The sequence below is a fragment of the Type-A symbiont of Plautia stali genome (assembly GCF_059731155.1).
Genome location: NZ_AP035891.1, coordinates 2,960,980 through 2,982,885, shown reverse-complemented (window position 1 = coordinate 2,982,885; position 21,906 = coordinate 2,960,980). Strand labels below are relative to the sequence as shown.

The 21,906-nt window shown below is 60.6% G+C and carries 14 protein-coding genes, 1 tRNA gene and 1 pseudogene; 2 read left to right on the top strand and 14 right to left on the bottom strand.

From position 1 onward, the window contains the following. Positions 1–3 precede the first annotated feature (3 nt). Entirely contained in the window at positions 4–1,152 is a 1,149-nt protein-coding gene (gene mltA / locus AC6I8M_RS15715; RefSeq protein WP_010616409.1) for a murein transglycosylase A, read from the bottom strand. Positions 1,153–1,359: 207 nt separating this feature from the next. Here mltA and AC6I8M_RS15710 point away from each other — a divergent pair. Next, a tRNA-Met gene (locus AC6I8M_RS15710) sits at positions 1,360–1,436 on the top strand. Positions 1,437–1,524: 88 nt separating this feature from the next. On the opposite strand, the pseudogene AC6I8M_RS15705 reads toward AC6I8M_RS15710, so the two are convergent. After that, positions 1,525–2,558: pseudogene (locus tag AC6I8M_RS15705) on the bottom strand (N-acetylmuramoyl-L-alanine amidase). Between the two features lie 232 nt (positions 2,559–2,790). Between AC6I8M_RS15705 and argA the strand changes: the two are divergent. Continuing rightward, complete coding sequence (gene argA / locus AC6I8M_RS15700) at positions 2,791–4,119, top strand: amino-acid N-acetyltransferase (protein WP_010616351.1); 1,329 nt, start codon at positions 2,791–2,793, stop codon at positions 4,117–4,119. A 52-nt stretch (positions 4,120–4,171) separates the two neighbouring features. Here the strand turns inward: argA and recD are convergent, their stop codons facing one another. The 12 genes from recD to ptsP form a co-directional block, all read right to left on the bottom strand. After that, positions 4,172–6,019 (bottom strand): exodeoxyribonuclease V subunit alpha, encoded by a 1,848-nt coding sequence (gene recD / locus AC6I8M_RS15695; RefSeq protein ID WP_058948849.1) that lies wholly within the window; start codon positions 6,017–6,019, stop codon positions 4,172–4,174. After that, positions 6,016–9,555: an exodeoxyribonuclease V subunit beta gene (gene recB / locus AC6I8M_RS15690; protein WP_010616349.1), complete on the bottom strand. Its 3,540-nt coding sequence runs from the start codon at positions 9,553–9,555 to the stop codon at positions 6,016–6,018. The genes recD and recB overlap by 4 nt, the downstream gene beginning before the upstream one ends. Next, a complete protein-coding gene (gene ptrA / locus AC6I8M_RS15685; protein WP_010616348.1) occupies positions 9,552–12,446 on the bottom strand; it encodes a pitrilysin in 2,895 nt (964 codons plus the stop codon). The genes recB and ptrA overlap by 4 nt, the downstream gene beginning before the upstream one ends. A 107-nt stretch (positions 12,447–12,553) precedes the next feature. Further along, the gene (recC, locus tag AC6I8M_RS15680) at positions 12,554–15,934 is read right to left on the bottom strand and encodes an exodeoxyribonuclease V subunit gamma (protein WP_498013498.1); all 3,381 of its coding nucleotides are present in this window, start codon (positions 15,932–15,934) and stop codon (positions 12,554–12,556) included. Between the two features lie 74 nt (positions 15,935–16,008). Continuing rightward, a complete protein-coding gene (locus tag AC6I8M_RS15675; protein ID WP_022549229.1) occupies positions 16,009–16,266 on the bottom strand; it encodes a prepilin-type N-terminal cleavage/methylation domain-containing protein in 258 nt (85 codons plus the stop codon). A 22-nt stretch (positions 16,267–16,288) separates the two neighbouring features. After that, positions 16,289–16,672 carry a DUF2509 family protein gene (locus AC6I8M_RS15670; RefSeq protein ID WP_010616956.1) on the bottom strand — a complete coding sequence of 128 codons (384 nt, stop codon included), beginning with the start codon at positions 16,670–16,672 and terminating at the stop codon, positions 16,289–16,291. After that, complete coding sequence (locus AC6I8M_RS15665) at positions 16,669–17,208, bottom strand: prepilin peptidase-dependent protein (RefSeq protein ID WP_010616955.1); 540 nt, start codon at positions 17,206–17,208, stop codon at positions 16,669–16,671. The genes AC6I8M_RS15670 and AC6I8M_RS15665 overlap by 4 nt, the downstream gene beginning before the upstream one ends. After that, positions 17,199–17,465 carry a hypothetical protein gene (locus AC6I8M_RS15660; protein ID WP_318285155.1) on the bottom strand — a complete coding sequence of 89 codons (267 nt, stop codon included), beginning with the start codon at positions 17,463–17,465 and terminating at the stop codon, positions 17,199–17,201. The genes AC6I8M_RS15665 and AC6I8M_RS15660 overlap by 10 nt, the downstream gene beginning before the upstream one ends. Beyond that, complete coding sequence (locus AC6I8M_RS15655; RefSeq protein ID WP_022549231.1) at positions 17,368–17,661, bottom strand: prepilin-type N-terminal cleavage/methylation domain-containing protein; 294 nt, start codon at positions 17,659–17,661, stop codon at positions 17,368–17,370. The genes AC6I8M_RS15660 and AC6I8M_RS15655 overlap by 98 nt, the downstream gene beginning before the upstream one ends. 202 nt (positions 17,662–17,863) lie before the next feature. Next, complete coding sequence (thyA, locus tag AC6I8M_RS15650; RefSeq protein WP_010616954.1) at positions 17,864–18,658, bottom strand: thymidylate synthase; 795 nt, start codon at positions 18,656–18,658, stop codon at positions 17,864–17,866. Then, positions 18,655–19,536: a prolipoprotein diacylglyceryl transferase gene (lgt, locus tag AC6I8M_RS15645; RefSeq protein WP_010616953.1), complete on the bottom strand. Its 882-nt coding sequence runs from the start codon at positions 19,534–19,536 to the stop codon at positions 18,655–18,657. The genes thyA and lgt overlap by 4 nt, the downstream gene beginning before the upstream one ends. Positions 19,537–19,648: 112 nt before the next feature. After that, the gene (ptsP, locus tag AC6I8M_RS15640) at positions 19,649–21,895 is read right to left on the bottom strand and encodes a phosphoenolpyruvate--protein phosphotransferase (protein ID WP_010616952.1); all 2,247 of its coding nucleotides are present in this window, start codon (positions 21,893–21,895) and stop codon (positions 19,649–19,651) included. Between the last annotated feature and the right edge of the window lie 11 nt (positions 21,896–21,906).

The following is a 21,906-nucleotide window of genomic DNA, read 5'->3' as shown; positions in this document are numbered from 1 at the left end:
CTATCAATTCGCGCCGATAATCAATGAACCATTATTGCCGTTTTGCGGATTGCTGAACAGCGGCTGGCCGGTTCCCGGTGCGGCTTTCAGCACCCAGACGCGGCCATAATGGTTGTAGAAGCCCGCCAGATGCGCCGCATCCGGGCCGACGCCCTGGTAGATATCGAAGTGCTGGCCTTTGATCGCGCCGCCCACGTCCAGCGCGACCATCAGGCGCATCTCATATTTGCCGTTGAATTTGCCCTTCCCATTCAGCTGCGGCACTTCAGCCAGCAGCGCCGTGCCAGCGGGAATCAGCGAACGACCGGACGCCACCGAGGCTTTGGCAATCAGCGGTACCGCGCTGGCGCCGCGCACCGGCACATACTCTTCCGGCTTGAAGAACACGAACGACTGGTTCGTTTCCAGTACGTTGCGCACTTCCTGCGGCGAGTGCTCCTGCGCCCACTGACGAATCGCCTGCATCGACATGTCTTCGCGCTTCACTTCACCGCGGTCGATCAGCTCTTTACCAATACTGTGGTAAGCCCAGCCGTTCTTGCCGCCGTAGCCGAAGAAGCGCAGCGGACGGCCATCGCCGAAATCGACATAGCCGCTGCCCTGCACGTCCATCATAAAGTTGTCGATCAGCGAGTTGCTCCAGGCAATCACATAACGCTCATCCAGCGCGCCGCTATAGATAGAAGCGCGGCTTGGCAGCTTCTGTCCGCGCGGACGCCGCGGCATGCGATAAATCGGATACTGGAATTCGCCCTGACGGGTATAACGCGCTTCCACCACCGGTGTGTAGTAACCGGTAAACTGTACGTTGCCGTAGCTGTCGGTGCCTTCCATCTGATAGGCGTTCAGGCCGAAATGGCGCAGCTGACGCGTATCGGCGCCGGAGAGCAGCCAGTTCTGAATCGCACTGTAAGTGCCGAGGTTGCGGCCATACAGACCGGACGACGCCGACTGGATCTGCTGCACCTGCAGGCCGAAATCACGGCCATTGACCGGACGCCCTTTGGCGTTCGGCTCATTTACCAGCCCGAGCGGTTGCTCCAGCTTGCCATCAATATATTGCTGACCGCGATCGGTCGGCTTAGAGCTACAACCGGCTAACAGCGCCAGAAATGCGCCAGTAAGTGCATACTTCGCCCAATGTCCTTTCATTACCTTCTCTTTTTAAGCTAGTTGTTTGCACGGCGACGATAGCAAAGGGGCAGACAGAATGAAATCTGCCGCAGGCTAGCGCGCTCACATCTGTATAATAAATCGCCCAATGGCCAAATAATTCAGCAACTGTTTGTCTATTTAGCGCTTTAACGCAAAAAAGGGGTTGCATCATCATACGCCCGGTGTATAGTGCGCATCCACGGACGCGGGGTGGAGCAGCCTGGTAGCTCGTCGGGCTCATAACCCGAAGGTCGTCGGTTCGAATCCGGCCCCCGCAACCACTTCTTCTGCGGAAGAACATCACAACCCTCTGACGGGTGTTTTTTTGTTTCTGCGCCCGATAAAAAGCGGCATCGCTGCCGCCCTGACCTAACGTCGTGCCAGAACGCAGCCTTTGTCAAAATACGCCTTAATACCGTGCAGAATGGCTTCCGCCACCTGATGCTGATAGCGCGGCGTACGCAGCTTCCGCTCCTCTTCAACGTTACTGATAAACGCCGTTTCCACCAGAATCGACGGGATATCCGGCGCTTTCAGCACCGCAAAGCCGGCCTGATCCACCGTGCGTTTATGCAGGTGGTTAATGTGGCCCATGCGCGTCAGCACTTCTTTGCCAAACTTCAGGCTGTCGCTGATGGTCTGCCGCTGCACCATATCGAACATGGTGTGGTCGAGATAGCGATCGCCGCTCATGCTGACCCCCCGATGAAATCCGCTTCGTTCTGCGTCTGGGCGAGAAAGCGCGCGGCGGCCGAGGTTGCACCGCTGGTGGAGAGCGCGAAGACCGAAGAGCCGCGCGCCGCCCGGCTGGTAAAAGCGTCAGCGTGAATCGAGACAAACAGATCGGCGCGCTGCTTACGCGCTTTGGCTACCCGCACGCGCAGCGGTATAAACACATCTTCGTTGCGCGTCATGTAAGCCTTCATATTACGTTCTTTGTTGATCAGCGCTTTCAGATAGCGTCCAATCTTCAGCACGATATCTTTCTCGCGCGTTTTGTACTTGCCGTGCGCACTGGGATCTTCGCCGCCGTGACCGGGATCGATCATGATAATAATCGGTCGATCGCGCCCGGCTTTGCCCGGTAGCGGCGCCTGCGCCGGTTGATCGCGCTCCAGTTCGCCCTGGTTGTAATCCTTCAGTAACGCCAGCAGCGGATCCTCTTCCTATGACGACTGGCTGGGATAGAGATCGACCACCAGCCGTTCGGGATTGCTCAGCGTGAACTGCTTATAGTGCAGCGCTACGTTGGATTCCAGCGTCACGCGCGAGTAAGTCGAGGATGGCCAGATGCGCACAGCCACAATGTGCTGACTGGCCGCAAAACCGCTGCGCGTCACGCTCAGCAACCACAGCGCACCTGCGCCCTGTAAAAGTCGTCTTCGGGTAAAAGCTTCGGACATGCCGCTCCAGCTACTGTGTTATGTCTAAAAAATCGTCAGTTGACGAGCAGAAGGCGAAAACTTTATTCAATGAGGAATGTCTTGTCTTGCCGGAAAAACCAGATAATGCAGTCTGTTAGCGCGGCTTGCATCAGAAAAATCGTAAAGTAACGTCAGGTCCGATGCTTGCAAAAAGCGGTGAAATAGCATAAAAATACATAAATTTAGAATAACCATTCACAGAGTGTTTGCCGTGAAGGAACGCAGTACCGAACTGGTTCAGGGTTTTCGCCATACCGTTCCCTATATTAATGCCCACCGTAACAAGACGTTTGTCATCATGCTGGGTGGCGAGGCCATAGAGCATGAGAACTTCTCCAGCATCGTTAACGATATCGGCCTGTTGCATAGTCTCGGCATTCGCCTAGTGGTGGTTTATGGCGCACGGCCGCAGATCGATGCCAGCCTCGCGCAGCAGCAGCTGGAGCCGATTTATCACAAACACACGCGCGTGACCGATGCCCAATCGCTGGAGCTGGTGAAGCAGGCGGCCGGGCGTTTACAGCTCGATATTACGGCGCGTCTGTCGATGAGCCTGAATAATACGCCGCTGCAGGGCGCGCATATTAATGTGGTGAGCGGTAACTTTATCATCGCTCAGCCGCTGGGCGTGGATGACGGCGTCGATTACTGCCACAGCGGCCGCATCCGCCGGATTGACGAAGAGGCGATCCATCGTCAGCTGGATAACAATGCCATTGTGCTGCTGGGTCCGGTGGCGGTCTCAGTGACCGGCGAAAGCTTTAACCTGACCTCGGAAGAGGTGGCGACGCAGCTGGCGATTAAGCTGAAAGCCGAGAAGATGATCGGTTTCTGCTCTGAACAGGGCGTAACCGACCGCGAAGGCACCATCATTTCCGAGCTGTTCCCGAACGAGGCACAGACGCGTATTGATGAAATGGAGAGCGACGGTGATTTTCTCTCCGGCACCGTGCGTTTCCTGCGTGGTGCGGTCAAAGCCTGCCGCAGCGGCGTGCGCCGCGGCCATCTGATCAGCTACCAGGAGGATGGCGCGCTGCTGCAGGAGCTGTTCTCCCGTGACGGTATCGGTACGCAGATTGTCATGGAGTCGGCCGAGCAGATTCGCCGCGCCAACATCAACGACATCGGCGGGATTCTTGAACTGATTCGTCCGCTGGAGCAGCAGGGCATTCTGGTGCGCCGTTCGCGCGAGCAGTTGGAGATGGAGATCGACAAATTCACCATTATTCAGCGCGACAACATGACCATCGCCTGCGCGGCGCTCTATCCGTTCCCGGACGAACAAATCGGCGAGATGGCCTGCGTGGCGGTGCACCCCGACTATCGCAGCTCTTCGCGCGGCGAGCTGCTGCTGGAGCGCGTGGCGCTGCAGGCGCGGCAGATGGGGCTGAAGAAGCTGTTCGTGCTGACCACGCGCAGTATCCACTGGTTCCAGGAACGCGGCTTCACGCCAGTGGATATTGAGTCGCTGCCTGAAAGCAAAAAGCAGATGTACAACTATCAGCGTCGTTCCAAAGTGCTGATGGCAGACTTACGCTAAGCGCCAGCGCACCTTTACGCGCCGCTGAGGGCTATTACCCGCTGCGGCGCAATCATCTGCCCTCTTCTCCCCCTAAACGATCCAGCAGTCCGCTGCGCCGCTGCGTGCGCAACTGCACCGCGCGCCGGAATACCGCCTCATCACTGAACAGCGTCAGCTGGCTGCGCGCCCGGGTAATGGCCGTGTAAATCAGCTCGCGCGTCAGTACCGGCAGGAACTGAGCCGGCATCACCAGCGCGGTGTGGTCAAACTCCGAACCCTGTGATTTGTGCACCGTCATCGCCCATGCCGTGTCATGGGCCGGCAGGCGACTTGGCTGTACCGCTTTGATGCTGCCATCGGGCAGCGGGAAAAACACCTTGAGCAGCCCTTCCTCATCGAACAGCGTAATGCCGATGTCACCATTGAACAGGCCGAGTGCGCTGTCGTTACGCGTCACCATCACCGGACGCCCCTGATACCAGCGGCTGCCCCCCGGCGGACGACGAATCAGCTGCAGCTGCATCAGCTTGTGCTCAATACGCTGATTGAGCCCCTGCACGCCAAATGGCCCTTCGCGCAAAGCGCACAGCAGCTGATAACGGCCAAACGCAGCAATCACCTCGGCCGGTGCGGCACGCTGGTTAATCAGCTGGAGAAACGGCCGATAGCCTTCGGCAATCTGCGTCAGCATCGCCTGATACGCTTCGGCATCGTTGAGCGGCTGGCGCACGATATCGCTAAAGCCCGCCTGAAAGGCCGCCTCGACTGCCTGCGCTTCGCCGGCGTTGACCGCCGCAGCCAGTTGACCGATGCCGGAGTGCGCCGCAAAACGGTAGCTTTTGCGCAGCAGGCAGATGGCATCGCGCACCGCCGGGGCCACCGCATCATCGGTGCCGGCAACCTCGCAGCCGGTCAGCATGGTGAGCTGCAGCGCGCGCACCGGACTGTAGCCCGCCTCGGCACAGCGGCAGATATCCCCGAGTACCGCACCGGCTTCAACCGAGGCCAGCTGGTCGCGATCGCCGAGAAAAATCACCCGCGCGTGAGCGGGCAGCGCGGCGATCAGGTTTGCCATCATGCCGAGATCGACCATTGAGGCTTCATCGACCACCAGCACATCGAGATGCAGCGGGTTACCGGCGTGGTAGCGCAGGCGCTGCGTCTCCGGCTGGGCACCGAGTAAACGGTGCAGCGTGGTGGCTTCTGCCGGAAAACGCTGGCGCTCCGCATCGCTAACGTCGAGACTGCGCAGCGCCTTACCCAGCGACTCGGTGAGCCGCGCCGCCGCCTTGCCGGTAGGGGCGGCCAGCTGAATGCGCAGGGTTCCCTCACTGAGGCGAATCAGCGCCGCCAGCAGCTTCGCCACCGTGGTGGTTTTGCCGGTGCCGGGCCCGCCGGAGATCACCGCGGTTTTTTGCGTCAGCGCCACCGCCGCCGCAATTTTCTGCCAGTCCTCAGGCTGGCTGCCGAAAAAGGTATCCAGCACGCGGCGCACCTGTTCGGGCGCAAACAGCTGCGGCGCCGCTTGTGGCTGGAAGAAGCGCGCCACTTCCCCTTCGTGATGCCAGAGCCGGTGCAGATAGAGCCGGTTATCACGCAGCACCACCGGCGCCGGGCGATCGCTGGCGCTGAGCGCCTGCCAGTCCGCCAGCAGCGTCGGCCAGTCCTGCGGCTCGCCGGCGGCCTGCCAGATGGCGTGCGCCAGCTCCGGATGACGACCGCTAAACAGCCCTTCGCGGGTGAGCTGCGACAGCGGCAGGCAGACGTGACCGTCACCGGCTTCCGCACTGAGACAGGCAGCCGCCAGCAGATGCGCGGGCCGATCGTCGTCGGCCAGCAGCCGGGCAAACTGAATATCCAGCGCCCGCAGCAGGCGCAGTTCTGCCGCCTGTGCCAATAGCGTACTCATGCTACTCATGCTGCTGCTCCCGGCCCGCGAAACAGGCTATCCAGTTGTGAAACGAAATCTGACGTCGGTCGGGTATGGAACACCCCGTTATCCGGCGAGCTGCCATCCATGCCGCGTAAAAACAGATAGAATACGCCGCCAAAATGCTGTTCATAATCGTAATGCGTCAGGCGGTGCTGCAAATAGCGATGCAGCGCCAGCGTATACAGCTGATACTGCAAATCGTAACGGTGGTCGATCATCGCCTGCGCCATCGCCTGCGGTGTGTACGCCTGATGGCTCTCGCCCAGCCAGTTAGATTTGTAATCCAGCAGATAGTATTTGCCCTGCCAGCGAAATACCAGGTCGATGAAGCCCTTCAGCATGCCCTGCACTTGGCGGAAGTCGAGCGGCGGCGCCTGACGCGACAGCGGATCCTGCCGCATTAACGCGTCCAGCGCCGGTGCCGTCAGCAGTCCGTCAATCGGCAGATAGAACTCCATCTCGATCAGGCGATTGCCCGGTGTGATGTCGCTCAGCCGGATCCCTTCAGTGTTGAGCGGCGTGTTCACCACGCGGGTAATCCACTTGCTCAGCATCGGCTGCCAGTGCAGCGGATAGCCGCTCTGCTGCAACTGCTGTTCCAGCTGCACCGCTGACGGCGGCTGGGTAAAGTCGAGCGATTCAAACAGCGTATGCAGAAAAGTCCCGGGCGCCGCGCCGTGCGGGAAATGGTGCGGCGTCAGCACGGCTTCCAGCACTTCCGCCTGGCGATCTTCCCCGACCGCTTCCGCATCGAAGCCCGGCATCACATCCAGCAGACGGTGGCTGCCGTGCTGCTGCAGCCCGGAGTAGCTGGTAACACGCCACGGATCGGCCAGCGCGCGTGTGACGCTGCGCGCATCCAGCTCATCGTCAACCTGGTCCAGCGCCTGCCAGCGTTCATGGCCCTGCGGCTGCGCCAGCACCACTTCGGTTCCTGTCACGCTGATGTCGTGCAGTAAACTCGCCAGCTGTTCTGCGGTGGCCGGCTCGCCGCGCTGCAGCAGGAAACCCAGCGCGCTTTTATGGAGATCGCTGTCGCCCTCTTTCTTGCGCGTGCCGCGAAACAGCGGTGCAACACCGACGCTGCAGTGATACACCGAACGCGTCAGCGCCACGTACAGCAGGCGCAAATCCTCTGCCAGCCGCTCCTGCTCCGCCAGCGCCAGACTTTGCTCATCATTCTGCAAATCCAGTACCGCGTTGTAATGCTCGCGGTCGTGATAGAGCGCGATATCCGCCTCGCGGAAACCGGCGACAAACGGCAGCCACACCAGCGGATACTGTAACCCCTTGGATTTATAGATGGTGACAATCTGCACCAGGTGGCGGTCGCTCTCCAGCCGCAGCTGCTGGCTGGCCGACTGGCTGTCCGGTCGGGCGATTTGCTGCGCCAGATAACGCACCAGCGCGTGCGGACTGTCGAGCTGGGCCGCCGCCTCCTGCAGCAGTTCGCCGAGGTGCAGCAGATCGGTCAGGCGACGCTCGCCGTTCTCTGAGGCCAGCAGGTTTTCTGCCAGCTGGCGCTCCAGCATCAGCTGACGCAGCATCGGCAGCACGCCTCGCTGGTGCCACAATTGCTGCCAGCGGGCAAAGGTATCCACCAGCGCATCCCAGCCGCGTGCATCCTGATCCAGCGCATCCAGCTGCGCGGCATCAAAGGCAAACAGCGACGTGGCCAGCGCGGTGCGCAGCATACGCTCCTGCTCGGGCGCGAGGATCGCCTGCAAAAGCCACAGCAGTTCTCGCGCCTCGGGCGTGGTATACACGCTGTCGCGGTTGGAGAGATACACCGAAGGGATGCCGAGCTGATTGAGCGCGGCGCGAATCAGATTGGCTTCGTTCCGACTGCGCACCAGTACGGTGATGTCCGAGGCCTGCACCGGCCGCTGGTCGGGCGTTTTGCCCAGCAGCGCGCGCTGTTGCTGACCCGCCTGCAGCCAGCGGCTGATATCGGCGGCACACTGCTGCGCCATCAGCTGCTGGTATTCACTGACGCTGCAGCCTGCGCCCGGCTGTAGCCAGAAGCGCAGCGCGGCCTGCTCCTCGCCGTCGATACTCAGCGACAAACGCTGATTGGGCGGCGCGGCATTGACCGGCAGAAACGGGATGTCCGCAAACAGAAACGGTGCGGGCTGGCGCATAAACAGCTGATTGACGCTCTCCACCATCGCCGGTGACGAGCGCCAGTTGGTATCCAGCGTGTAGTGGGCGTGAACTTCACTGCGCGCGCGGATATAGGTAAAGATGTCCGCACCGCGGAAGGCGTAGATGGCCTGTTTCGGGTCGCCAATCAGCAGCAGCGCATGCTGCAGCTGCTGTAAATAGAGCGTGCGGAAAATACGGTACTGCAGCGGGTCAGTATCCTGGAATTCGTCAATCAGCGCCACCGGAAAGCGCTGGCGAATCGCCTGCGCCAGCTGCTCGCCGCCAGGCTGTTGCAGCGCCTCGTCCAGCCGGCTCAGCAGATCGTCAAACCCCAGCAGCGCCTGCAGGCGTTTCTCTTTACGCACCGCGTGACGCACCTCCACCAGCGCGCGCGCTATCACCAAATCGCGCAGCGACAGCGGCTGCGCCAGGAACGTATCAATGGCGGCAAACAACGGGTGCTGCGGTGGCGCACCCTTTTTAGTTTTTTCATTGAGCACCTGCTGACCGAAACGCGCCAGCTCGGCGGGAATCTGGTAATCCGCGGTCTCGCTCTGCGCCCAAGCGCTGACTTTGCTGACCCACAGCGGCAGGTTTTTGCTGCTGTAGCTGCGCTTATCGACATCAGACTGCCCGACCAGCGTCAGCACCTCTTCGCCCAGCGCCCGCCACTGCGCTTTCATTTCGGCAATACGCGCCAGGTTGCTGCTGTGGCGCGATGTCAGGGTTTCACTGTCGCGCGGCGCCAAGCGCAGGCTGGGCGACTCGCCCTGCAGCCACGGACGCAGCGTCGACAACAGCTGCTCCGGTCCGCTCCATTCCGCAACGATGACGCGCGCAATATCCAGCGTCAGCGGATAGCAGTGGCGCCGCCAGAAATCCGCCGTCGCCTGACGCAACAGCTGCTGTTCATCTTCAATCAGCTGCTGCTCGAACAGCATACCGGACTCAAACGCATTGAGATTGAGCATGCGCTGGCAGAAGCCGTGAATGGTGAAGATCGCCGCCTCATCCATCTGACGTTCAGCTGCCAGCAGCAGCGCAGCCGCCTCAGCGGGCTGGGCAATGTCGGCCAGCAGCTGCATCAGCATCGGGTTTGCGCTGACGCCGCGCAGACAGGCCAGCCGCAGCTCATGAATATTTTCCCGGATACGGCCGCGCAGTTCGGCGGTGGCGGCTTCGGTAAAGGTCACCACCAGAATCTCTTCCACCGACAGCGGGCGCGCATAGGCATTCGGTCCGCCAAGTCCCAGCAGCAAACGCAGGTAGAGCAGACCGATGGTAAAGGTCTTACCGGTGCCGGCGGAGGCCTCAATCAGACGCTCACCCTGCAGCGGCAGCGTCAGGGGATTGAGCGATTCAGGGCGCTGACTCATGGCGCATCACTCTTCACGGAGAGCGACTGCTGCAGCCAGGCGACTTCATCCCAGGTGGTAAAGCCCGGCAGCGGCGCGTAATCAGCATCGTGGGTGCAATCGTGACTGCCGCCAATCTGCGAGATCATCGCCATTCCCTGCTGCGCCAGCACGGCCTGATGGAAAAAGTCAGCTAGGCTGGCCGGCATCAGCTGCTGAATTTGCGCAATGGCTTTCTCACGCGTATCAAACGCGAAGTTCTGGCGATTGAAATCACGGCTGTAACGGTTGGCTTCTTCATCCAGCGTTTGCGGACGCTGTTTCAGATCGTTGATCAGTGCCTGCTGATACTGGGCGAAATCTTCCGCTGTCATGCTGCGCAGACGCTGTTCCGCCTGCGGATAGAACGCCTGAAAACGCTGCAGCAGATAAGCTGGCGGTTTACTGTTGCTTTGCAGCAGGAAGCCAATGCCCCACTGGCGGCCAATCGGCATCTGATAGGCGAACACCGCATAGCCCAGCTGCTCCTCGGTGCGCAGCTGATTGTAGAACCACGGCTGCACAATCTGGCTCAGCATGGTGCTGTTAGCCATACTTTGATACTCGCTGTAGCCGAGCGGCACATACAGCGTCGCCAGCGCCGAGTCGGTGCTGCCGGTTTTCTGCAGGTTGGCTTTGATCGGCTTATCCACCACCACATAATCGCTGTGCCAGTAACCGTGCCCCGCGCTGTGCAGCTGCTGTTTAAGCTCTTCGCCCAGCTGCTTTACGCGATCGGCCGACAGATTGCCGACCACCATCATTTCCGGCGTGGCGTGCTGGATCAGCGCATCGCGGTAATCCATCACCTCCTGCAGCGTGATCTGTTTCACCAGCTGGCGTCGCGCCTCACGCTGGGTGTAGGGCAGCTGGGACAACATTTGCATCGGCTGAATCGCCTGTTCAAACGCTTTGCCCTTTTCCGCTGCTTCCAGCCGATCCAGATACCAGGATTTCGCCTGCTCCAGCTGCTGCGCATCCGGCTGGAAGCTGGCGTAGCCTTCAACCAGCTTTTTCAGCAGCTCCGGCAGGCGCTGGGTGAAGCCGCTGGCATTGAACACCAGCCCGTCGTCCTCACCGGTGGAGAAGCTGATGCCGCCCACCGAAGCCTGCGAATTCAGCTCATCCAGCGCCAGGCTGGAGAGGTAGTCGTTGAGACCAAACAACACCTGCTGGCGCGCATCGCTGATCGCTGATTTGTTACGCAGCGCGAGCGTAATAGCGGCCTTCGGCTCGCTGGCGTAGAACTGGCTCGGCATCCAGTAGATGCGCATGCTGTCACCCTTGGTCAGCACCACCGGATGATCGTAATGCTTGCCGTCAGACGGGATGAGGGAGAAATCAGACGGAATGTAGGGATTCAGGGTCGGCAGCGACAGTGGAATCTGCTGCGCCTGCTGCTGCCAGTCGCTGAACTGCGCGGCGGTGATTTTATCCACCTGATAAGGCGCATTCACAAAGTAAGCCTGTTTGTTGTGCGGCTCAGCGCGACTGATGTACCAGATGCGGGCGTTCTGCGGCGTCATCTCAGCCAGACGGGCGTTGATCGCGGCCGCATCATAGCGGTCAGCCAGATAAGGCGCATCCAGTGTGTGCGTCACCGGCACGCGCAGCATGGTATCCACCAGCCACTCAATGTAATCCATATCGCGGGTAATCGACGGATAACGGAAATCCAGCGCCAGCACGTGCGCAACTTCATCGAAATAGCGCTTGTCGATGCCTTGTTTGCGCAGCATATCAAGGTAGCTGAATACCGCAGCCACCACGCGATCGCGCTGAGCCAGGCCTTTGTCGGTTAGCGAAACCGAGATGGCAAACACGCCGCTGTTGCGCTCGGTCATGGGATCCGCGCCGGCATTAACGCCATCCGCCAGTCCCTGCTGCTGCAACCAGTCGTTCAGGGTATTTTTGCTGCGGTTGCCCAGCAGATAGCTGATTAAGGTGTCGGTTTTGCTGCGGAACTGGTCACTGTCGTTGGCGATGCGAAACTCAATTTTCAGCTGCTTGCGCGGCTGCGCTGGCACGTAATGAATGATGATGCCTTTCTGCGCATCGGTGACCACCGGCACGGTAATGTCCGGCACGCTGGCCTGATGATTGGCCACGCGACCAAAGGTCTGGGCAGCGATCGTCGCCATCTCCGGCAGCGGTTTATTACTGTAAATCACCGCTTTCATCAGATTCGCCGAATAGTGGCGGTGATAGAAATCGAGCAGCGCCTGATGCAGGTTGCTGTCGGGTTTGTCACTCAGGGTATCAAGGTTACCGCCCGAATAGCGCGAACCGGGGTGCGCCGGGTTGAGGGTTTCCGCGCCAACCTGCGCTATACGCAGCCCATCGCGCGAGCGTGCCATCGTCAGCTCAGCGTTAACCGCATGCCGCTCGCGGTCCGCGTTGGTCGGGTCGAGCAAGGGTTGCGCAATCGCATCCGCCAGACGATCCACCGCCGGTTGCAGCGCATCGTTTTCGACTTCCAGGTAAAACGCGGTGCGGTACGAGGCTGTGCTGGCATTGTGGCTGCCACCGTGCTTCTTAAGAAACTCCGCCAGGTTATCCGGCTGCGGATAATTTTTTGACCCCATCAGCACCATGTGTTCCAGATAGTGTGCCAGGCCCAGCTGACTGTCGGGATCGTTCAGAGAACCGATCGGTAACGTCAGCGCCGCCAGCGATTTCGGCGCGGCGGCATCCGACACCAGCAGCACCGTCATGCCGTTGCTCAGGGTAATGGCCTGATAACTGCGCGGATCGTGATCGCTCTTGCGGATGGTTTCATCAATCGGCTGCCAGCCGCGCCCGTCGTCGGCAAAGGCATTCAGCGCCAGCATGCTCAGCAGCAGCGCTCCTATCCAGCGTGCGTAAATCCGCATTTCAACCCCTTAACGTTACCCTTATCCGCCGGCGTTGCGCCGGTCGGGATACTCAAACACTTTCTTATAAGACGGTGGCAGCCAAGGTACAGGCCACACTTCCGTTGCTATTCATCATCCTGATGCGCGAGGCGCACCGGCAAATACCACTGACGCGCCGCAGCGATGATCTGCTGCTGCGTCGGCTCGTCCAGCTTGCGGCACAGGCGCTGCAGATAGGGATCGCTGCCCTCGCCTTCAACCTGATAGCCGCCCTGCCACGCCTGCAACAGCTTGTTGAGCGCCTTTTTCTGCGTGGTGTCATCTTCCTGAAGCTGGCCGGATTTGCTGTCAAAGCTGGCGTCCAGCCAAGCGCCGCCGGATTTATTCAGCAGCAGCAGCGGCTGTGCCAGACCCGCCTCACAGGCGGCCACATATTCAGTCAGCTGCTCCTGCGCTTGGGCGGGTGCCACGGCCGCGAAGCGCCAGCGGCTCTGTTTGCGACCATACATACGGCTGGTGCCGTTGCCGCCCAGTGCACAATACACCAGATGTTCCAGCCACAGCAGCAGGCCATCGTTGATGTTGAGCATGCCCGGACGCCAGCGTAGCTGCCCATCAGCTTGCACCTGAGTCAGCCAGCCGGTCAACTGCGTTGCGCCCAGCGTCAGGTTGACTTCCCAGCTCTCCGCCGGCAGCCGCTGCGCGCTCACTTCCGCCGCCACCTCCTGCATCTCTTCGGTCTGGCTTTGCCAGAAAAGTTCCCCGAAGGCGCCGTAAGGCAGATTACCGGCGGCGCGATGGTGCGCATACAGCTGGGCCGGATCGTCACCGTTGACCAGCGTATTGAGCAGTTCAGCGTTGATCTGATAGCGCTCTAGGCTGTCCGGTGCAAACGGTTCGCTGTCCGGCAGCTCGCTCTCCTCCATCCAGAAAGCCACGCCGAGGCGCTGCTGAAACCACGCCCGCACCGGATGACGCCAGAAGCGCAGCAGCTGCTCCAGCGACAGCGTGGTCAGCGGCTGAACCGGCAGCTGCTGGACAAACCCGGGCTGCGCCACGCCGCTGCCGGTCGCCGCCGGCAACAATTCTGCGGCAAAGCTCTGCACGTGGCTTCCCGGCTGGAAATTTTCCGCCGCAAACGGCATGCGGCTGTGCAGGCGTTGCAAATGTGCCCGCACCCGCTGCTCACTGACGTCCGGCTCACAGACTTCATCGCCCGGCAGACAGAAGCTTTGCGCCAGATAATCCACCAGTTCAGTCACCAGCACCGAGGGATAGCGCTCGGTGTTGTCCTGAATCGCCCGGCCAATGTAGCTGATGTACAGCTGCTGCTGCGCCGAGATCAACGCTTCAAGGAACAGATAGCGGTCATCATCACGCCGGCTGCGATCGCCTTTCCGCGTCTGCTGCTGCATCAGGTCAAAACCGAGCGGCGCCAAGGTGCGCGGATACACGCCGTCGTTCATACCCAGCAGGCACACCACTTTAAACGGGATGGAGCGCATCGGCATCAGCGTACAGAAGTTGATCGGCCCGGCCAGGAAGCGCTGGCTGATGCGCTGCTGATCGAGGCGCGAACGCAGCTCATCGCGCAGCAGCGTGACCGGAATTGGCTGCTGATATGCGGCCTGCATCCCCTGCTCAATGATCTCCTGCCACTGCGTTTCGACCAGCAGCAGCGCCGCCTCGCTGTCGACATCGCCGCTAAAGAAGCTGTCGATCAGCTCGCGGCACAGCGGCAGCCACTCCGCCAGGGTGCGCGTCTGCGCAAGGCGTGTGCGCCAGCTGTCGAGCCGCGCCAGCAGCTCGGCCAGATTGCCCGCCAGCTCGGCGATCAGGCCGCTGGATTCGTCATACGGCAAAATGCCCTGCCAGTCGCCGTTGCGGCTTTCCAGCGCGTAGCCCAGCAGCATACGCTGCAGGCCAAAGCGCCAGGTGTGCTGACCGGTGACCGGCAGCGCCAGCGCTTCCACGCTGGCGTCATCCAGTCCCCAGCGGATGCCGGATTCCATCACCCAGCGGCGCAGCAGGCGCAGGCCGCTCTCCTCGACGGAGAAACGCTGTGCCAGTGCCGGCACCTCCAGCAGCGCCAGCACCTCTTCCGAGGCAAAGCGACTGTCTGGCAATACCAGCAGGCTGAGCAGCGCGAGGATTGCCGGATGCGCCTGACTGGCGCGACGGTCAGAGATGGCGAACGGCAGATAGCGCTCGGGCGGCGCACTGGCAAAAGCCGCCTGAATAAAAGGCGCGTAGCTATCGATGTCTGCCACCATGACGATGATATCGCGCGGCTTCAGCTCCGGATCGGCTTCCATCAGCGCCAGCAGGTGATCCTGCAGCACTTCCACTTCACGTTGGGCGCTGTGACACACCTGGAGCGTGATGGAACGATCGTGCGGATCGAGCCGGCGCTTGTCCATGCTGTCTGCCAGCTCGCCTGCGCTGAGCCCAATCACCGCGCGATCGTCAAGATTGAGCAGATCGGCCTGCAGGCAGTGCAGCAGGTTGTCCGGTGACATCTCCACAAACGCATCGATGTCGTTGGCGGCTGACTCCATTTGGCTCAGCAGAAACAGGTTGTCGCGGCCCAGCTTGCCCCACGAGGCCAGCAGTGGATTGGTCAGCTGCTGCTCGCCCAGTTCGTTAAACAGCGCTGGCGCTGCATCCGGGTCGCGGAACAGCGGCTGCGTCTCCTGAGAATGCAGGCGCAGCCGCTGGCGGCTCTGCAGCTTCGCGAGGAAGGCGTAATCCTGAATGTCGCCCCAGTAATGACGACAGGGATTGGTAAACAGCAGGTGAATATCAATGTGGCGGCCTAGCGCTTCCAGCGCCTGCAGATAAACCGGCGGCAGCGCAGAGATACCGCAGATGAAGACGCGCTGCGGCAGCCCCGGCGGCGGCGTTGACGCCTGCTCCAGCGCCTGGATAAACCGTGCATAGAGGTTGGCACGGTGCCACATCGGCTGACCGAGGCTGCGCGTGAATTCGACCAGATCGCGCCACAGCGCCGCCTGCCACTGCTGAGCATCGCTCAGCCTGTCCACCTGTTCGCCGCGCTCCCAGCGGTTCAGCCAGTCGGACCGGTAGACCAGATACTGGTCGAACAGATCCGCCACGCGCGCGCTGAGCTGGTAGAGTTTGCGCTGATCGTCGTCGTCATGCAGATAGCTGCGCAGCGGCTGAAACGCCTCCTGCTCCAGCAGCACCGGCAGCCGGTGCATCAGCTTCCAGCTCATGCTGGCTTTGGTAAAAGCACTCTCTTCCGGGATATCAGGCAGCACTTTAACGAACATGCTCCAGATAAAGCTGGCGGGCAGCGGAAAATCGATGTTGGCGGCAATGTTGAAGCGGTTAGCCAGCTCCATCTGCAGCCACTGCGCCATGCCCGGGCTCTGTACCAGCACCTGCTCAGCCGCGAGCGGATCGGCCAGCGGCTGGAGTTTTATCAGCTCTACCGCTAAGTCTTTCAATAAATCTAACCGATTGGAGTGGTAAACCCGGAACATAAAACTCCTTAAAGAAGGGAAAGCGCAGCCCGGTCACTCTACCCTTAATCGTCTGGCCTGCCTACCCGCCGGCATCACCTTCGCGGCAATTGAGCCGCGCCAGCGACGCCGTGCGCTGATGGAGTCCGGTGACGGTAACGCGGATCCAGCACGCAGCCGCTAGGTAAACTCTGCGGCTGGTGCACAATGTGCCAGCCGGCGGTATCACGCCCGAGCAGCGCCTGCCCGGCCACCTGCCACGCCTGGCGCTGCTGCCACTGCTGGCTAAATCCCAGCGCCAGTACGCGATGATACTGCAGCAGCGTGCTGATGGTCATCGCCAGCAGCAGCATCGCGACCAGCGTTTCCGCCAGGCTAAAACCCTGCTGTCGCCTCTGGCAACTGACACTGCTCCGCCTTCGCCAGCAGGCAGTAGTCGATCCAGCCATGCGGCTGTGGCTGCAGCTGACCGTTGCGCAGCGACACCCACTGATAGAGCACGAGCGAGCGTCCGGTGCCGCGCGCCGATAATAAGCCATAATTCTCCTCCTGCCGCAGCATACAGCTTTGCCACGCGTCGGCCAGACCGGTCTGACACTGCCAGCCCGCGACCTGCGGCCAGTTTTGCTGCCGGCCCCACGTTAGAGCGGCCTGCGCCATGCCCTGTGCCAGCTGCGTGCGCGCGGCGTGCAGCGTGAGCCCGCCCATCAGCAATAACATCACGACCATGCCAAGCGTGCTATTGCCCCGCTGCTTCACAGATTCAGCCCCTCAGCTATCATCGTCAGCTCTGCCTGCTGGCGACATGCCGTGGCGGCCAGCTGCAACAGTAGCCGCGTGCCCTGACGCTCAACCCGGAAGGTGCTGAGGGTGAGGAATGCCGGATCGGTGATGCGCTCCCAGCCGTTGCTGCTGCACTCATCCACGCCGCGCTGCATCTCCAGCTGTCCGTTGCGCAGACGATAGCCGTAATAATCGCTTTCACTGTGACCGACACCTTCCCAGCGTCCGTTACTGTTTTCGTCCCAGCGCAGCAATACACAGCTGCCGCCGCTCACCAGCGTTAGCGCTGCACCGCTGCACTGACCGTGACAGTAACCGGCACGGCGCAGCACTTTTGCCAGCGAGCCGGCAATCTGCTGCAGCTCCTGTTGCAGCTGGACCCGCTGCTGCAGGCGCAGGTTCTGTTCCAGCAGCAGCGGCAGAAAGCGGCCAACGCTGACCATCAGCACCGCGCCAATCGCCATGGCGATCAACATCTCCAGCAGACTGAAGCCCCCCTGCGCTATTCGCATCCCTTCTCTCCCGGCGGGCAGACCCGGATGCGCGCCCGGGCGGAGAGGATGATGCGCCAGCGGCCAGCTGCGCTCTCCAGTTCGATACTGCCGGGCCGGGCAACATCGCGTCTGCCGTAAAAGCCCGGCTCGCCGACCAGCGCGGTGATGCGCACTTCGCTATAAGGCGGCCGAAACAGCCAGCGCGACGGCAGCTGACACCCTTCTGCGGGCTGCGGCCCGGTGCCGAGGCAGCCGTTTTCGCCCGGTTGCAGCACACAGGCTGAGGTCGCGGTTGTGCCAGCTGGCGTGTGCGCGCAGCCGCAGCAAAAAGCTCTGCAGCTGCAGTACGCTCTCACGCAGTTGCTGATACTGCTGCCAGCCCTGTAAGGCTGCGATGCTGAGGATGCCGGCAATCACCATAACCAGCAGCAGTTCCGGCAGCGTAAAGCCGGCGTTTTGGGTTCTGTTCATAACCGGTACTCTGCGCCTGCCGGGCGAAAAGCAACAGCGGCTAACAGAGAAGATGGAAAGCACGCCGCAGGAGAGTTATGCCCGGTGCAGACAACTACCTTTTTTTGCGAGTCGGATTCAGAAAATCCCCGCAGAAGCGGACGGAGGGCAAGCAAAAAAAAGCCCTGCGCGATGGCAGGGCCTGATGCTGAAGAGCGGCAGATTACACGGCTACCGGCGCTTTGATCGCCGGATGCGGATCGTAGCCTTCGATCTCAAAATCATCGAACTGGTAATCAAAAATCGACGCGGGCTTACGCTTAATCACCAGCTTCGGCAGCGGTCGCGGTTCACGCGTCAGCTGCAGTCGCGCCTGTTCGAGATGGTTGCTGTACAGGTGCGTATCGCCGCCGGTCCAGACGAAATCGCCCACCTCAAGATCGCACTGCTGTGCCACCATATGCACCAGCAGCGCATAGCTGGCGATATTGAACGGCAGGCCGAGGAAGATATCGCACGAACGCTGGTACAGCTGGCACGACAGCTTGCCATTCGCCACGTAGAACTGGAAAAACGCGTGGCACGGCGCCAGCGCCATCTGATCCAGCTCACCGACGTTCCATGCCGAAACGATAATGCGGCGCGAATCCGGATCGCGTTTCAGCTGCTCAATCACCTTGCTGATTTGATCGATCTCTTCGCCGGAAGCCTTGCCCCAGCTGCGCCACTGCTTGCCGTAGACCGGTCCCAGATCGCCGTTTTCGTCCGCCCACTCGTCCCAGATGGTGACCTTATTCTCTTTCAGGTAGCCGATGCTGGTGTCGCCTTTGAGGAACCACAGCAGCTCATGAATGATCGAGCGCAGATGCACCTTCTTGGTCGTGACCAGCGGAAAACCGTCCTGCAAATTGAAACGCATCTGGTGGCCAAAGATGGAGAGCGTGCCGGTACCGGTACGGTCGGCCTTTTCTGCGCCTTCATTCAGCACATGTTGCATCAGATCCAGATACTGTTTCATTTTACCTCACGCGTTTGTTGCTGCGGGCGACGACGATACGCCCAGACCATCATAATCACTCCAGCCAGAATCATCGGGATCGACAGAATCTGGCCCATACTGATACCGCCTTCGAACAGGCCAAGCTGGGCATCCGGCTGGCGGAAAAATTCCACGATGATGCGGAATGCGCCGTAGCCAATCAGGAACAGGCCAGAGACGCTGCCCATCGGTCGCGGCTTGCGAATAAACAGGTTGAGAATAATAAACAGCACGATGCCTTCCAGGCACAGCTCGTACAGCTGTGACGGATGGCGCGGCAGCACGCCGTAAGTGTTCAGCAGTTCCTGATATTGCGGGTTATTGGCCGCCAGCGCGAGGTCTTCGCTGCGCGAACCCGGGAACAGCATGGCGAATTTAAAGTCAGGCGCCACGCGGCCCCACAGTTCGCCGTTGATGAAGTTGCCGAGACGGCCAGCACCGAGGCCAAACGGGATCAGCGGCGCAATGAAATCAGAGACTTGGAAGAAGGTGCGTTTGGTACGGCGGGCGAAGATCAGCATCACCACGATCCCCCCAATCAGACCACCGTGGAATGACATGCCCCCGTCCCACACTTTGAACAGATAGAGTGGGTTGTCGAGGAACAGCGGCAGGTTATAGAACAGCACGTAGCCGATGCGGCCGCCGAGGAACACGCCGAGGAAGCCCGCGTACAGCAGGTTTTCAACTTCTTCTTTTTTCCAGCCGCTGCCGGGTTTGTTGGCGCGGCGCACCGCCAGCCACATAGCAAACACAAAGCCTACCAGATACATCAGGCCGTACCAGTGCAGCGAAACCGGTCCGATGGAGAAAATCACCGGATCGAATTGGGGAAATGAAATGTAGCCGTTAGTCATCTTTCACCATGTTTTTTCTGCCCGCAAAAGGGCGTGGCTAAAGGGCCATACAATAAAAGGCTGCGCATCATAGCACAGCCGCTTTTCACCATTTCCGCAGAAATGTAAACAGTTAACGTCCGCCGCGAATCAGTCCGCCCAAGCCGCGCCGCTCCATGAAGGCCGACACCAGATGGCGCACTTCCGTTGCGGTGTGCGCCATCACGCCCTGCTGACTCAGTTTCTGCGCCTCTTCATGATCGAGGTGGCGCAGCAGGTATTTAACGCGCGGAATGTTCTTGCCGTTCATGCTGAGATGGTGATAACCCAGACCCACCAGCAGCGCGACGCACATCGGATCGCCCGCCATTTCACCACACAGGCACAGCTCCAGTTTGGCCTGGCGGGCTTCACTGGCGATGGTTTGCAACGCCCGCAGCATCGCCGGATGCAGCGAATCGTAAAGGTTGGCGACGCGGGTATTGTTGCGATCGACCGCCAGCAGATACTGGGTAAGATCGTTGGTGCCGACGGAGATAAAGCCCACGCGTTGCGCCAGATGCGGGATCAGGAACAGCATCGACGGCACTTCAATCATCACGCCAATGCGCGGTTTTGGAATGGCATAACCGAGCATCTCTTCCACTTCGCGACCGGCGCGATCGATCAAACGCCGCGCCTCTTCGATCTCGTCGATATGACTGATCATCGGCAGCAGAATGCTCAGGTTGCCCGAGGCAACGTTGGCGCGCAGCATGGCGCGCACCTGCACTAGGAAGATCTCCGGCTGGTCGAGCGTCAGACGAATGCCGCGCCAGCCGAGACAGGGATTCTCTTCACTGATCGGCATGTAAGGCAGCTGTTTGTCAGCGCCGACATCCAGCGTGCGCAGCGTCACCGGTTTGTCGTAAAACAGTTGCAGCATGCCCTGATATTGCGCCACCTGCTCCTCTTCCGACGGGAAGCCGCTTTGCAGCATGAACGGAATTTCGGTGCGATACAGGCCGATACCGTCAACCCAGTTGTCGAGCGCCTGTTCATGTTCCGGGCTGAGACCGGCGTTGAGCATTACCTGGACGCGCTCGCCGCTTTTCAACTCGCCGGGCTGCTCCACCACGTCTTCGGCCATTTTACTCAGCGCGTTCTCTTCGCTGATCAGCCGCTGATACTCCTGCACCAGCACCGGCTCCGGGTCGATCAGCACTTCGCCGCGATAGCCGTCAACGATCAGCAGCCGCTTGTTGAGCTGCGACGGCAGGATATCCGCGCCCATCACGGTAGGAATACCCATGGCGCGCGTGAGGATCGCCGCGTGCGAGTTGGCTGCGCCATCGCGCACCACCACGCCCGCCAGCCGCTCCTGCGGCAGCTCCGCCAGCGTGGTGGCAGTGAGTTCATCGGCCACCAGCACAAAGCGTTCCGGCCAGGCATTGGTGCCCACCAGCGTGTCGTCAAGGTGGAACAGCAGGCGCTGGCCGAGCACGCGCAAATCCCCGGCGCGCTCGCGTAAATAGTGATCCTGCAGGCTGGCAAACTGTGCGGCAAACTTCTCGATCACCGTTTTTACCGCCCACTCGGCTACCGATCCGCGCTCGATCTCGGCAAACAGATCTTTTTTTAGTCGCGCATCGGTGAGCAGGTGCGAGTAGAGATCGAAGACCGCCGCGCTCTCTTTCTGCACGCTGGCCGCGAAACGCTTGCTGAAGCGACGAAACTCGTTGCCCGCCTCGCCCATGGCGACAATCAGGCGCTCGCGTTCACGCTGCGGATCGAGTGTGGAGGCGGCAGACACCTGGTCGAGCAGCGGCTGCGTTTCATCAACCCAGCCAGGTGCAACGGCGACGCCCGGCGCGGCGGCAATCGCTTTGACGCGCGTCTGGCGGAACTGACCGAACAGCTGGCCAAGCTGCGACTGCGACAGCAGCGCGGCCATCTGCGTGGCCAGCGTCACCAGAAATGACTCTTCGCTTTCGTCGAACTGACGATGCTCTCGCTGTTGCACCACCAGCACGCCGAGCAGTTGACGCCGGCTGATGATTGGCACACCCAGAAACGAGCGGTAGCGCTCTTCTTTGACGGAGGGAATGTATTTGAAGCTGGGATGACTTTGCGCATCGGCGAGGTTGATCGGTTCGGCCAGCCGGCCTACCAGCCCGATGATACCTTCGTCGAACGCCAGCGTAACCATGCGGCCGCGCGGCTTTTTCAGGCCGCGCGTCGCCATCAGGTAGTAGCAACGCCGATCGTGATCGGCGAGGTAAACCGAGCAGACCTCGGTCTCCATCGCTAGGCATATTTCGTTGACCAGAATGTCGAGTGCTTCATTCAGACGCGGTGCACTCGCCACTTTTTCTACAATTTCGCGCAACTGAGTGAGCATAAAGGGCGTGG